10 protein-coding genes and 1 pseudogene are annotated in these 14296 nt (G+C 58.2%); all 11 read right to left on the bottom strand.

Annotated features, from left to right (window positions below; genetic code table 11):
- Positions 1-10: 10 nt before the first annotated feature.
- A pseudogene (locus tag AB7M29_RS00250) lies at positions 11-1241 on the bottom strand (multifunctional CCA addition/repair protein).
- Positions 1242-1305: 64 nt separating this feature from the next.
- Positions 1306-2868 carry a SpoVR family protein gene (locus AB7M29_RS00245; protein ID WP_123355697.1) on the bottom strand — a complete coding sequence of 521 codons (1563 nt, stop codon included), beginning with the start codon at positions 2866-2868 and terminating at the stop codon, positions 1306-1308.
- Positions 2865-4136, bottom strand: a complete 1272-nt coding sequence (locus tag AB7M29_RS00240) for a YeaH/YhbH family protein (RefSeq protein WP_123355699.1) — start codon at positions 4134-4136, stop codon at positions 2865-2867. The genes AB7M29_RS00245 and AB7M29_RS00240 overlap by 4 nt, the downstream gene beginning before the upstream one ends.
- Before the next feature lie 201 nt (positions 4137-4337).
- Positions 4338-6260, bottom strand: a complete 1923-nt coding sequence (locus AB7M29_RS00235) for a PrkA family serine protein kinase (RefSeq protein WP_007904259.1) — start codon at positions 6258-6260, stop codon at positions 4338-4340.
- A 297-nt stretch (positions 6261-6557) separates the two neighbouring features.
- Entirely contained in the window at positions 6558-6887 is a 330-nt protein-coding gene (gene glpE / locus AB7M29_RS00230; protein ID WP_030130002.1) for a thiosulfate sulfurtransferase GlpE, read from the bottom strand.
- 33 nt (positions 6888-6920) lie between these two features.
- Positions 6921-7802, bottom strand: coding sequence for a symmetrical bis(5'-nucleosyl)-tetraphosphatase (locus AB7M29_RS00225; protein WP_454246114.1), 882 nt, complete (start codon positions 7800-7802; stop codon positions 6921-6923).
- A complete protein-coding gene (gene apaG, locus AB7M29_RS00220) occupies positions 7802-8182 on the bottom strand; it encodes a Co2+/Mg2+ efflux protein ApaG (RefSeq protein ID WP_217857357.1) in 381 nt (126 codons plus the stop codon). The genes AB7M29_RS00225 and apaG overlap by 1 nt, the downstream gene beginning before the upstream one ends.
- Positions 8183-8297: 115 nt before the next feature.
- On the bottom strand, positions 8298-9116 hold the full coding sequence (gene rsmA, locus AB7M29_RS00215) for a 16S rRNA (adenine(1518)-N(6)/adenine(1519)-N(6))-dimethyltransferase RsmA (RefSeq protein ID WP_217857356.1): 819 nt from the start codon (positions 9114-9116) through the stop codon (positions 8298-8300).
- Positions 9113-10102, bottom strand: coding sequence for a 4-hydroxythreonine-4-phosphate dehydrogenase PdxA (gene pdxA, locus AB7M29_RS00210; protein ID WP_217857355.1), 990 nt, complete (start codon positions 10100-10102; stop codon positions 9113-9115). Before pdxA ends, rsmA begins: the two co-directional genes overlap by 4 nt.
- Positions 10099-11415 carry a peptidylprolyl isomerase SurA gene (surA, locus tag AB7M29_RS00205; protein ID WP_217857354.1) on the bottom strand — a complete coding sequence of 439 codons (1317 nt, stop codon included), beginning with the start codon at positions 11413-11415 and terminating at the stop codon, positions 10099-10101. Before surA ends, pdxA begins: the two co-directional genes overlap by 4 nt.
- Positions 11396-14185: an LPS-assembly protein LptD gene (locus AB7M29_RS00200; protein WP_454246113.1), complete on the bottom strand. Its 2790-nt coding sequence runs from the start codon at positions 14183-14185 to the stop codon at positions 11396-11398. Before AB7M29_RS00200 ends, surA begins: the two co-directional genes overlap by 20 nt.
- Positions 14186-14296 lie beyond the last annotated feature (111 nt).

Here is a 14296-nt window from a genome sequence, read left to right as displayed (position 1 = left end):
GCGAAGCTTTTCAAATAGACGCCGCCGCTTTATAAGCCTTCAGCGCCTTGAGCCGCTCGCGCTTGATCGCCTCGCCCAACTCCGGTCCCTTGAATCCCTTCTCCAGCAACGGCTGAACGGCAACACTTCGCGCTGCGGTTGCCGCGCCACGTAAATATTCCGCCTGTGGATAACTTCTCTGCTCCAGGCCTTTACGCCCCCGAGCGTCCATTTCACACGCTGCGATAAACTCCTCAAAGCGCTGAGGTCGACGATAGACGTCGAAACTCTGCAACAACTCCAGCAAGGTCGACGGTTTCAGCTCCAGCGCACGATGGCCATGGGTGTGATACTTGCCCACCAGTAGCGCCAGTTCCTGACAGTCCTTCGGTGCCTTGAAGCGCTCATTGACCGCTTTGATCAGCTTCAGGCCTTTGTGCTCGTGGGCGATGTGGCGGGGCCATTCTTCCTCGGGCGTCAATCCTTTGCCCAGGTCATGCAGCAAGCAGGCCCAGCGGTACGGTCAGCGGTTGTTTATGCAGTGCCGCTTGCTCCAGCACGCTCAGGGTATGCACGCCCGTGTCGATTTCCGGGTGATGGGCTTCGGGTTGCGGTACACCGAACAGCGCGTCGACTTCCGGCATCAGTACCTTGAGCGCGCCGCACTCGCGCAGCACCTCGATGAATACCTGAGGCTGGTCTTCCATCAGCGCGCGGGCGATTTCTTTCCAGCTGCGTTCGGGAGTCAATGCCTCCAATTCACCTGATTCGCTGAGTTGACGCATCAGCTCCAATGTCTCGGGGGCGACGGTAAAGCCCAGTTCCGCATAACGCGCGGCAAAGCGGGCAACGCGCAAAACACGGAGTGGATCTTCGGCGAACGCGGGGGAAACGTGACGAAGCAGACGTGCCTCTAGATCCTGCTGGCCATGGTAGGGGTCGGACAGGTTCTGCTGGTCGTCTTCGGCCATGGCGTTGATCGTCAGGTCGCGACGAATCAGATCTTCTTCGAGGGTGACGTCGGGGCTGGTGTGAAAGATGAAGCCGCCGTAGCCGCGCCCGTTTTTGCGTTCGGTGCGGGCGAGGGCGTATTCCTCACCGCTTTTGGGGTGAAGAAACACCGGGAAGTCCGCGCCCACCGGACGAAAGCCCTTGGCGAGCATTTCTTCGGTGGTGGCGCCTACAACGACCCAGTCGATATCGGTGACAGGCTTGCCCAGCAGGCGATCGCGTACCGCACCGCCGACTTTATAAATCTGCATAAAAAACCTCCGTTAGCCCGACAGAATAACCTTTGCGTCGAACTTCCGGAGGCAGAAAAGAGGATCAAAGATGAATGACTGCCAAGTCCAGCCGGCCGTAATCACCCTCGCCATGCTCGCTTCTGGGCGGAACATGGTGGGTTTTCATCACCTGATCCCCTTGCAGGGTTTCCAGGTGAATGTCGAAGCCCCAGAGGCGGTGCAGGTGCTTGAGTACTTCATCAGTGGAATCGCCCAGCGGTTTGCGGTCGTGTTGCTGGTGACGCAAGGTCAGGGAACGGTCGCCACGCCGGTCAATGCTGTAGATCTGGATGTTGGGTTCGCGATTGCCCAGGTTGTATTGCGCCGCCAGGGTTTCACGAATGGTTCGATAGCCGTCTTCGTCGTGTATCGCCGGAACCAGCAGATCGTCCTTCTGATCGTCATCGAGGATGCTGAACAGCTTGAGGTCGCGGATCACCTTGGGTGACAGGTACTGCAGGATGAAACTCTCGTCCTTGAAGCTGCTCATGGCGAATTTGATGCTGGACAGCCAGTCGGTACCGGCGATTTCCGGGAACCAACGGTAGTCTTCCTCAGTGGGCTGTTCGCATATCCGGCGGATATCGCGATACATGGCAAAACCCAGGGTGTAGGGGTTGATGCCATTGTAGTAGGGGCTGTCGAAGCCGGGCTGAAAGACCACGCTGGTATGTGAAGTCAGGAATTCCATCATGAAGCCATCGGTGACCAGGCCTTCGTCATACAAGTCGTTCATCAAGGTGTAGTGCCAGAACGTGGCCCAGCCTTCGTTCATTACCTGGGTCTGGCGCTGCGGATAAAAATACTGGGCGATCTTGCGCACAATCCGCACGATTTCGCGCTGCCAGGGCTCCAGCAGCGGGGCATGTTTTTCGATGAAATACAGGATGTTTTCCTGAGGTTCGGCGGGGAAGCGTGCGTTGTCCTTGTCGCTGTATTTGTCTGCGCCTTTTGGAATTGTCCGCCACAAATCGTTGATCTGCTTCTGCAAATGCTCTTCCCGATCCTTCTGCCGACGGCGTTCTTCTTCGGCGGAAATCGGATAAGGGCGTTTGTAACGGTCGACGCCGTAATTCATCAGCGCATGGCAGGAATCGAGCAAGTCTTCTACCGCGTCGATGCCGTGGCGTTCTTCGCACTGCATGATGTACTGCTTGGCGAACACCAGATAATCGATGATCGAGCTGGCGTCGGTCCAGGTACGGAACAGGTAGTTGCCTTTGAAGAAACTGTTATGGCCATAGCACGCGTGAGCCACCACCAGAGCCTGCATGCAGATGGTGTTTTCTTCCATCAGATAGGCAATGCAGGGGTCCGAGTTGATCACAATCTCGTAGGCCAGACCCATCTGGCCACGGCTGTAGGATTTTTCGGTGCTGAGGAAGTGTTTCCCATAGGACCAATGGTGATAACCCAAGGGCATGCCGACAGAAGCGTAGGCGTCCATCATCTGCTCGGCGGTGATCACTTCGATCTGGTTGGGGTACGTATCCAGCGCGTAGCGGGCCGCGAGACGACTGATTTCGCGGTCATAGGCCTGGATCAGCTCGAATGTCCATTCGGAGCCGGTGGAAATGGGTTGGCGCTTCTGCTCTTTGGCGGTCATGTCACTAACCTGCGCTGGAAGAGTTCACGGAAGACCGGATAGATATCCCCGGCCGAGACCAGTTGCTGCTGGGCAAAAGTGTCAGAGAAGGCTTCGGCGATGCGTTCGTACTCGAACCACAGGGCTTGGTGTTCGCGCGGGGTAATCTCAACATAAGTGTAGTACTGCACGAACGGCATGATCTGGTTGATCAGGATGTCGCGGCAGATCGGCGAATCGTCGTTCCAGTTGTCGCCGTCGGACGCCTGGGCGGCATAGATGTTCCATTCGTTGCTCGGATAACGCTCGGCCATGATCTCCTGCATCAGTTTCAGGGCACTGGAGACAATCGTGCCGCCGGTTTCCCGGGAGTAGAAAAACTCCTCCTCATCAACTTCACGGGCGCTGGTGTGGTGGCGGATGAACACGACGTCGATTTTGTCGTAGTTCCGCTTGAGGAACAGGTACAGCAGGATGAAGAAGCGTTTGGCGATATCCTTGGTCGCCTGGGTCATGGAGCCAGACACGTCCATCAGGCAGAACATTACTGCTTTGGAGCTGGGGTTCGGCTGCTTGATGAGCAGGTTGTACTTGAGGTCGAAGGTGTCGAGAAATGGCACTCGGTGAATGCGCGCGCTGAGCTTCTCGATTTCTGCTTCGAGCTCCTGGATATCGCCGAAGTTGTCCGGTTCTTCCCGTTTAAGTCGCAGCAGTTCCTCTTTGACTTCGCGCAATTTCGCCCGGCTGCTGCCGGACAAGGCAATGCGTCGGGCATGGGCCGAACGCAACGTGCGGATAATGTTGATCCGTGACGGGTTGCCCTCGTTGCTGATGCCGGCGCGTACGGTCTTGAAGGTGTCGGTGCCGGTCAGGTGGCGTTTGACCAGATTAGGCAGCTCAAGGTCCTCGAACATGAACTCGAGGAATTCCTCCTGGGTGATCTGGAAGACGAACTCGTCCATCCCTTCACCCGTGTTACCGGCCTTGCCGGGGCCTCTGCCGCCGCCACCTCCGGGCGGGCGGGCGATGTGCTCGCCGCTGATGAATTCCTTGTTGCCGGGGTGCACGATGGTTTGCTTGCCGCCACGACCGTGGTGAAGCACCGGCTCGTCGATGTCGCGGCCGGGAATGCTGATCTGCTCGCCGTGTTCCATATCGGTAATGGAGCGCCGGCTGACCGCCTCTTCGACAGCCTTTTTGATGTGATCACGGTAGCGCCGCAGAAACCGCTGGCGGTTTACCGTGCTCTTGTTCTTGCCATTGAGACGTCGGTCGATCACATAGCTCATGACTGCTCCTTAGAAGCTGTCCTGAAAGGGGCGAGCGTTAACGCAGCATAAGGCCAGTGCCGGAGGGTGTACACGCTCCCCCAAGCGCTTTGATGCTGCCTGAACCTCGCTACCGCATTTCGGACACCTCCAGAGGCCTGTGTAACAGAAAAAGCGTAAACAGGCCTCGGGCTAACGACAACCGGTCTGACCGGCAGCGGGTTACTGTGATTTTCTGACCCGCAAGTACCACTCGGACAGCAGTCGTACCTGTTTGTCGGTGTAGCCCCGCTCGACCATCCGTGTGACGAAGTCGTTGTGCTTCTGCTGGTCCTCTTTGCTGGCCTTGGCGTTGAAGCTGATGACCGGCAGCAAGTCCTCGGTGTTGGAGAACATTTTCTTCTCGATGACCACCCGCAGTTTTTCGTAGCTGAGCCAGGTTGGGTTCTTGCCGTTGTTGTTGGCTCGGGCGCGCAGTACGAAGTTGACGATTTCGTTGCGGAAATCCTTCGGATTGCTGATGCCGGCCGGTTTTTCGATTTTCTCCAGTTCTTCGTTCAGGGCTACGCGGTTGAGGATCTCGCCGGTTTCCGGATCGCGATATTCCTGATCCTGTATCCAGAAGTCGGCGTACAGCACGTAGCGATCGAAGATGTTCTGACCGTACTCGCTGTAAGACTCGAGGTAGGCAGTCTGGATCTCCTTGCCGATGAATTCGATATAACGCGGCGCCAGGTACTCTTTCAGGAAGCGCAGATAGCGTTCGCGGGTCTCGGCCTGGAACTGTTCCTGTTCAATCTGTTGTTCCAGCACGTAGAGCAGGTGCACCGGGTTGGCGGCGATTTCGTGCGGATCGAAGTTGAAGACCTTCGATAGAATCTTGAAGGCGAAGCGGGTCGACAGACCGTTCATGCCTTCGTCGACACCCGCTGCGTCGCGGTATTCCTGGATCGACTTGGCCTTCGGATCGGTGTCCTTGAGGTTTTCGCCGTCGTACACGCGCATCTTGGAGTAGATGTTGGAGTTTTCCGGCTCCTTGAGGCGCGAGAGCACGGTGAACTGAGCGAGCATTTTCAGGGTGTCGGGCGCGCAATGGGCCTTGGCCAGCGAGCTGTTGAACAGAAGCTTGTCATAGATCTTCACCTCGTCGCTGACGCGCAGGCAGTACGGCACTTTGACGATATAGATCCGGTCGATGAATGCTTCGTTGTTCTTGTTGTTCCGGAAGGTGTGCCATTCCGATTCGTTGGAGTGGGCCAGCAGGATCCCGGTAAACGGAATCGCCCCCAGGCCTTCGGTACTGTTGTAGTTGCCTTCCTGGGTGGCCGTCAGCAATGGGTGCAGCACCTTGATCGGTGCCTTGAACATTTCGACGAACTCCATCAGGCCCTGGTTGGCCCGGCACAGGGCCCCCGAGTAGCTATAAGCATCGGCGTCGTTCTGCGGGAACTCTTCCAGTTTGCGAATATCGACCTTGCCCACCAGTGCCGAGATGTCCTGGTTGTTTTCATCTCCCGGCTCGGTTTTCGCGACCGCAATCTGGTTGAGGATCGACGGATAGAGTTTCACCACGCGGAACTGGCTGATATCGCCGCCGAATTCGGCCAGGCGCTTGGTAGCCCATGGCGACATGATGGTGTTGAGATAGCGCCGGGGAATACCGAAGTCTTCTTCGAGGATCGCGCCATCTTCGGTGGCGTTGAACAGACCCAGGGGCGACTCGAAAACCGGCGAGCCCTTGATTGCGTAGAAGGGCACTTTCTCGATCAGTTGTTTGAGCTTTTCGGCCAGGGACGATTTACCGCCACCGACAGGGCCAAGCAGGTAGAGGATCTGTTTCTTTTCTTCCAGACCCTGAGCGGCATGGCGGAAATACGACACGATCTGGTCGATGCATTCTTCCATCCCGTGGAAGTCTTCAAAGGCCGGATAGCGGCGGATCACCTTGTTGGAAAAGATTCGCGACAGCCTCGAGTTGGTCGAGGTGTCGAGCAGCTCCGGTTCACCGATGGCCAGCAAAAGTCGCTCTGCTGCGGAAACGTAGGCGCTGCGGTCCTTTTTGCACAGCTCCAGGTACTCTTGCAGAGAGAGTTCTTCCTGGCGCGTGGACTCGAAGCGTTGTTGGAAGTGGCTAAAGATACTCATGACGTCACCTCGCTCGATACGTGGAGCCGACGCCGGATCAGTCAGTCGATGCTGGCAAGCAACTGAATATGCAGTTGCTGTTTACCCCCCAGAACACCTTCAGGGTATCAACCCTGAAAGCTACTCCCGATGACCCGCGCGCCGGTGTACCGGCTCTCCCCTGTTTTGGATGGCCTGCGCTTAAGGATAGTTCGGAATCTTGAAGGTAAAGGCGCAATAAGTAATTAGTTGTGGCAGACCGTTCGTCAGCCAGCGCGCGAGCCCACGGGGGCCGGGCCTTGCGCGCCTTGAAAAAAATTATTCGGAAGTGCCTTGCGCCGTTTCCGAAGGATAGGTCGTACGCCACAGCTCAAAACCGCCATCCATGCTGTAGACGTCGGAGAAGCCCTGACTGATCAGGTAAGCGGCCGCGCCCTGGCTGGAATTGCCGTGATAGCAGACCACTACCGTCGGCGCGTCCAGGTCAGCGCCCTGAATGAAAGCATGCAGAGAATGGTTGTCCAGATGCTTCGAACCGGCAATGTGCAGCGCGGCAAACGTTGCCGGGTCGCGGACATCGACCACCACCGCGCCTTGTTCGCGCAGGGCCTGGGCCTGTTCTGGGGGGATACGTTTGAATTCGCTCATGGCGGGCTCCTGTGGCTCGGCTGAAAGCGCAGTCTAGCGCGGGGCGCTGGCTGACGTTTGTTCGGGAATGGAGGTGGCGACAGCCGGCCCAGTATGGCCGTGGGCGTCGCATTTACATTGCAGGCGCTCGCCGGTGTCGACGTTCATCAGGGTCATGGCGCCACCCCAGACGCAACCGGTGTCGAGCGCAAACAGGCCCGGCTCGTTGCACTGGCCTTCGAGCGCCGCCCAGTGGCCGAAGATGATCTTCAGGCCTTTGGTCTTGCGCTCCTTGTGGGTGAACCACGGCGCATATCCCGGTGGTGCAGTGTCGATGCCTTCCTTGCCCTTGAGATCAAGCTTGCCGTCGCTGGTGCAAAAACGCATCCGGGTGAAATAGTTGGTGATGACTCGCAAGCGCGCCGCGCCTTTGAGGTCGTTGTCCCATTTCACCGGTTCATTGCCGTACATACCGTCAAGGTAAGGCGCGAAGCGGTTGTCGTCGCGCAGGGCTTCTTCGACTTCGGCGGCGCACTTCAAGGCTTTGCGCAGCGACCATTGAGGAGGGATGCCGGCATGGACCAGGGCGATATCGCGCTGTTCGTCGTAATGCATGAGCTTTTGTTGTCGAACCCACTCCAGTAGCTCCCCGCAATCGGGGGCTTCAAGAATCTCGCGCAGCGTGTCGGCCTTCTTCAGGCGTTCGATGTTTTGCCCGACGGCCAGCAAGTGCAGGTCATGGTTGCCGAGCACGCAGATCAGCGATTCGCGGATGTTATAGAGGAAGCGCAAGGTTTCCAGCGACTGTGGGCCACGGTTGATGAGGTCACCCACCAGCCACAGACGGTCCCGGGCAGGGTCGAAGGCGACTTGCTTGAGCAGGCATTGCAGCGGTTCAAGGCAACCTTGCAAGTCGCCGACAGCATACGTCGCCATCAGTGCAGGGCTCCGGGTACTGCCAGACGGAATGGTGCGATGATGGCATCGAAGTGTTTGCCGTCATTGGCGACCATTTCATAAGTGCCCTGCATCGTGCCGACCTTGGAGGTCATGACAGTGCCGCTGCTGTAGGTGTGGCTCTTGCCCACGTCGATCAACGGCTGTTGGCCGACGACGCCTGCACCGCGAACCTCCTCGACATGTCCGTCACCGTCGGTGATCACCCAGTGCCGTGAAAGCAGTTTGGCGGGCACCAGGCCATTGTTCTGCACGGTGATCGTGTAGGCGAAGGCAAAGCGATTTTGCTCGGGTTGCGATTGTTCTGCCAGATAGCGGGTGACGACGCTGACGTCGACCTGATAACGAGGATCGGACATGCAAAAGGCCTTAAAAACGAAGCGGGACGCGGGGCGTAACTGATGGATCTCAGTCTAGGCCAAGTATCGGGTAGTAGACCAGAGTGGCGTCCTACCCGATAGCGCTCATCGCCTGTCAGTCGGTGGCAGGCTTTTGTAGGACTTGTTCGCTGAGCTTGTCGGCCAGGCGCACGAAGGCAGCCAGATCGAGCTGTTCGGGGCGCAGGCTGCCATCGACGCCGGCGGCTTCGATTTCGGCGTTGCTCAGCAGCAGTTTGAGAGTGTTGCGCAATGTTTTGCGGCGCTGGTTGAAGGCTTCGCGCACGACGCGCTCCAGCAGTTTGTGATCTTTGGCTGGATGCGGGAGTACCGCGTGAGGCACCAGACGCACGATGGCCGAATCGACTTTCGGCGGCGGATTGAATGCGCCAGGGCCAACGTTGAACAGATGTTCGACCCGGCAGTGATACTGAACCATGATCGACAGGCGACCCCAGTCACCGCCACCAGGCCCCGCCGCCAGACGCTCGACCACTTCCTTTTGCAGCATGAAGTGCATGTCACGAATCAGGCTGGAGTTGTGCAGCAGATGAAAAATCAGCGGCGTAGAGATGTTGTACGGCAGGTTGCCGACCACTCGCAGGCTGTTCGGCGCGGCGTTCAGGCTGTTGAAGTCGAACTTCAGCGCGTCACCCTGATGCAGGTGGAAATTGCTCTTGCTGGCGAACTGCTGATTGAGGATCGGGATCAGGTCTTTGTCCAGCTCCACCACGTCCAGTTGGGCGCCGCTGTTGAGCAGGCCTTCGGTCAATGCCCCCTGGCCCGGGCCGATTTCCAGCAGACGGTCTTCGGGTTTGGCATGAATGGAACGCAGGATACGGTCGATAACGCCGGCATCGTGCAGGAAGTTCTGGCCGAAGCGCTTGCGCGCCCGGTGTTGGTAATGCTCGGTCATAAACGGGTCTCGGCCATCTGGTAGGCGGTTTCCAGGGCGACTTGCAGGCTGCCGGTGTCGATTTTGCCGCTACCGGCCAGGTCCAGGGCGGTGCCGTGGTCGACCGATGTGCGGATGATCGGCAAGCCGAGGGTCACGTTGACTGCCGCGCCGAAGCCTTTGTATTTCAGCACGGGCAGGCCCTGGTCGTGGTACATCGCCAGCACCGCGTCGCAGTGCTCCAGATATTTGGGGGTAAACAGAGTGTCGGCGGGCAGGGGGCCGCGAAGGTCCATGCCCTCGCCGCGCAGGCGCTCTAATGTAGGTTCGATGATGTCGATTTCTTCATGGCCCAGGTGACCGCCTTCACCGGCGTGCGGGTTAAGCCCGCAAACCAGGATACGTGGCTGGGCGATGCCGAATTTTTCTTGCAGGTCGGCGTACAGGATCCGCGTGACCCGCTCCAGGCGCTCCGGTGTGATTGCATCGGCAATCTCGCGAAGGGGCAGGTGAGTGGTGACCAATGCCACGCGCAAGCCGCGGGTGGCGAGCATCATTACCACTTGCGCGGTATGAGTCAGGTCAGCGAGAAACTCCGTGTGCCCGGAAAAGGCGATTCCGGATTCATTGATCACGCCCTTGTGCACAGGGGCAGTGATCATGCCGGCGAAATGCCCGTCCAGGCAGCCCTGGCCAGCACGCGTCAGGGTTTCCAGAACGAAAGCCGCATTGGCTTTGTCCAGATGCCCGGCGGTGACCTTGGCGTTAAGTGGCGTATCCCACACATACAGGCTGTTGGCCGGGGCCGGAATATCTGGCCAGCTGTCTGGCGTTACCGCCAGCAGATCGACAACCACGCCCAGTTGCGCGGCCCGCTCGATGAGCAGGTCGCGGCTGGTAATGGCAATCAGAGGGTGTGGCTGGGCTTGCGAGGCGAGCAGCAGGCACAGGTCAGGACCTATGCCGGCCGGTTCGCCGGGGGTCAACGCGAAACGCTTGGGTTTCACTGCGTTGCCTGGTCTGCGCCAGGGAGCTTGATTTCTACATACGCTTCGTCACGGATCTGACGCAGCCAGGTTTGCAGCTCTTCATCGTATTTGCGGTTACGCAGTACGGTCATCGCTTGCTGCTCACGGGCCTGGGTGGTGCTGTCGGTGGCGCGGCGGCCAAGGACTTCCAGAACGTGCCAGCCATATTGAGTCTGGAACGGCTTGGACAGCTGACCTTGTGGGGTCTTGGCCATCACTTCGCGGAATTCAGGCACCAGTGCATTCGGGTCGATCCAGTTCAGGTCGCCACCGTTGAGGGCGGAACCCGGGTCTTCCGAGAAGCTTTTCGCCAGCTCACCGAAATCTTCGCCCGCTTCGATACGGGAGTAGAGCGATTGAGCCAGTGCTTTGGTTTTTTCTTCGTCGCGGATCGGGCTTGGTTTGACCAGGATGTGACGCACGTGCACTTCGTCACGCACCTGGGCTTCGCCGCCACGCTTGTCGAGGATCTTCAGGATGATGAAGCCGCCCGGTGTACGCATTGGCTGGGTCACGTCACCCACTGCCATGGTGCCCAGCAGGCGATCGAACGGAGGTGGCAGTTGAGCGGCTTTACGCCAGCCCATGTCGCCGCCTTCCAGCGCGGTTTCGCTGGCGGATTTGGCGATTGCCAACTGACCGAAGTCAGCGCCTTGCTTGAGCTGCTGGTAAACCGCGTCGGCTTGTTTGGCTGCATTCTGAATCGCGTCGGAGTTAGCGCTTTCCGGCGTAGGAATCAGGATGTTGGCCAGACGGAACTCTTCGGACAACTGCATCTTGCCCAGGTCGGACGCCAGGAAGTTCTTGACTTCCTGCTCGGACACCTGGATGCGTTCGGCTACACGGCGCTGACGTACACGGCTGATGACCATTTCGCGGCGGATCTGGTCACGGGCGTCGTCATAAGACAGGCCGTCGCGAGCCAGGGCGGCGCGGAATTGTTCGATCGACATGTTATTGCGCTGGGCAATGGTGCCGACAGCCTGGTTCAGTTCTTCATCGGTAATGCGGATGCCGGAACGCTCGCCGATCTGCAGTTGCAGGTTTTCGACGATCAGACGCTCGAGCACCTGCTGATCCAGCACGCCCGCAGGCGGTACGGCAGCACCGCGTTTGGCGATGGTTTGCTGAACCTCGTGAACACGCTGGTCCAGTTGGCTCTGCATGACCACGTCGTTGTCGACGATGGCCACCACTTTATCGATGGACTGTACCGCAGCGTTGGCCGCGGTACCCAGGAACAGCGCGCCCAGCATCAGCGGGCGCAGACAATCAGAAAGCTTGGTCTTCACGTTCACGATAACCTTGGATGCCTTTGTCGAGGAAGCTCTCTACCTTGGCGCCGGTGAGGCCGCCGAGTCCCTTCAGAACAATTTGGAGGAAGATGCCGTGGTCGCCTTTTTCGTTTTCCGGGGCGTTCTGACTGAACTCGTCATAGCTGACCCAGTAACGGTTGATCAGGCGCAATTTCCAGCAGCAGTTGTCGTATTCGAAACCACCGAAAGCTTCCAGAGTACGGTTGCGGTTGTAGTCATACTGCCAGCGGCTGATAGCGTTCCACTGCGGCACAATCGGCCAGATCACCGAGAAGTCGTGCTGCTCGATCTTGTAGTAGTCTTTCACGTAGCCAGGAGTGCCCGGGGTACCATAGTCACCGCCGCCTACCGACCATTTGCCGGTGTTCTGGTCATAACGAACCTGGTCATTGCGATAGCGATAACCGGCGTTGATGACCTTGTTCGGGTTGTCTTCAGGCTGGTAGTGGAACATCGCGCTGCCCGAGCGTGGGCTGCGGCTGTCCGGGTCCCAGTTGTAGTCAGCGGTGGTGCGCCAATCGCGGTTCCAGCGGTATTCGTATTCCAGTGCATACGGCGAGACGTTGGCTTGAGCATCGTCACGGGTTTTCGCATCGATACCTGGCAGCTGGACTTCGCGGTCCTTGAAGTACAAGGCCTGGCCGACGCTGATGCGTTGACGTTCGAAGCCGTTGTCTTCGATCCAGCGGTTGGTCACGCCCAACGACAGCTTGTTCTCGTCGCCGACACGGTCAGCGCCGGAGAAGCGGTTATCGCGGAACAGCGAGGCGTAGTTGAAGGTGTATTCGCCGGTGTCGAATACCGGAATATCCGCTTGGTCTTCCTCAGGTACATAGAGGTAGAACAGGCGAGGTTCCAGGGTCTGGCGATAATTCTTGCCGAACCATTGCGTGTCGCGATCGAAGTACAGGCCGCTGTCGATGCTCGCAATCGGCACACCACGGTTCTGGTTACGGCTGTAGGTTCCGTTGAGTCGGTTCGCTTCTGCGCTTTGAGCAGCAATCTGGCTCTTGCCGGTACCATCCAGATCCAGATCGTACTGGGTGTATTGGTACTTCAGGGATGGTTTCAAGAAACCATAAGTCCAGTTCAACGGCAGACTGACACCCGGCTTGAGATTCAAACGGTCGCCGGTAGCGCGAGCCAGGCCGGTCACGTTGTTATCAAGTCGCGGTTCGACAGTGCCATCGTCGTTTACGAAGTTGCCATTTTTCAAATCACGATCGAAGCGGACGATTTCAGTTTCATAGTCGAAATCAAGACCGTTCGGGTGATAGGGCAGCGCGCCATTGAACGTGATCTGCGGCAAGCGATCATACGGCGTGATGTTCGAAACGGTCGCTAGCTGATAAGCCTGGGCATTCAAACGAGCGGTATAGCTGTCGCCACGATAGGTGACAACACCTTGCTGATTCACGAAATCGGAACTTTTTATACCAATCTGATCAGTCTGCAGATCCTGGAAGTAATACGGATCACTGATCTTGGTGTAATCGACCTGAGTCATTACGCGCGAGTCCAGACCACCCTTATGCTGCCAGTTGTACATGTAGCGGGTTTTTTCGTAGTCAGTCTGATTGCTACGCTCGGTTTCTTCGTCGTTGAGGTACGCGGCGCCAAACTGACCTTCGCTGGACTTGGTCAGGTAGCGGAATTCGCCTTCCATCAACAGGCCGCGTTTACCCATGTAGCGCGGGTACAACGTGGCATCGTAGTTTGGTGCCAGGTTGAAGTAATACGGGGTGACCAGCAGTAAGCCGGTATCGCTGCCGGTGCCGACGGTCGGCGGCAGGAAGCCGGACTGGCGACGGTCGTCGATCGGGAAATAAATGTACGGCGTGTACAGAACCGGAATGTCCTTGACCCGCAGCGTCACGTTGGTCGCGGTACCGAAACCGGTGGCCGGGTTCAAGGTGATGTTGTTGCCCTTGAGCTGCCAAGCGTTGCTGTTAGGTTCGCACGTGGTGTACGTACCATCCTTGAGACGGATGATCGCGTTCTCGGCACGTTTGGCGTACAGCGCGTTACCGCGGATACGCGATTTGTGCATCACGTATTCGGCGTTGTCGACCTTGGCTTCACCGGTGTCGAGCTGCACGTCGGCGTGGTCGCCGACGATCAGTGCGCCATTGTCGCGAATGCGCACGTTGCCGCTCAGTTCGCCACGGCTTTCGGCCTGGTACAGGTTCGCTTCGTCGGCTTCGGCCTGCATGCTGCCCTGACGCAAGACCACGTCACCGGCCAGGGTAGCGATCTGCTCATCCTGCTTATAGCGAGAGGCTTTGGCGCCAAGAAAGGTCGGAGCGTCACTTTTATTCGTCTTGTCATTCATGCCAGGACGAATCGGTTCGATATAGGAACCAGAGCAGTAAGGACCGGTTTCGGCCAATTGCGCTGCGGTGAGCTTCTCGCGCGGAACCCAGTCGAGGTGGCTGTAGTCTTCACTACGCGACTTCAGGCCGCGGCCCTTGGACTCGGTAACCAGTACGGGTTTGGCGCCGGTGTCTGCGGCGTCGGCCGGAGCTTCGCCAGTGGCGGAAACTGCGCTGCCGTCGTGGACGGGGCGTGGCGGCAATGCAGCAGCCGGTGCCTTTGGCGCACAGTCCCAGGCACCCGAAGCAGAGACTGAGCAGTCATACTGTTCTGCGGCGACCACGAACGAAGTGGCTAGAGGTTGCAGGGCCAGCAGACTGCCGGTGACCAACAACGGAAATTTTTTACGAAACGCGGGGGATTTCAATGCCATCTTATTAGTCCGGGCTTCCTGCGTGCCATCTGCCCGCGGTGTGGGCCGCACGCCTCTCGATGGTCTGAAAAAGATGCTGGATAATAAAGCATGACCCGCTTGACGGCTAGC

The sequence above is a fragment of the Pseudomonas sp. F-14 TE3623 genome, assembly GCF_053629015.1.
Note: the sequence above shows the minus strand (reverse complement) of the source record. Positions and strands in the feature narration are given on the sequence as shown.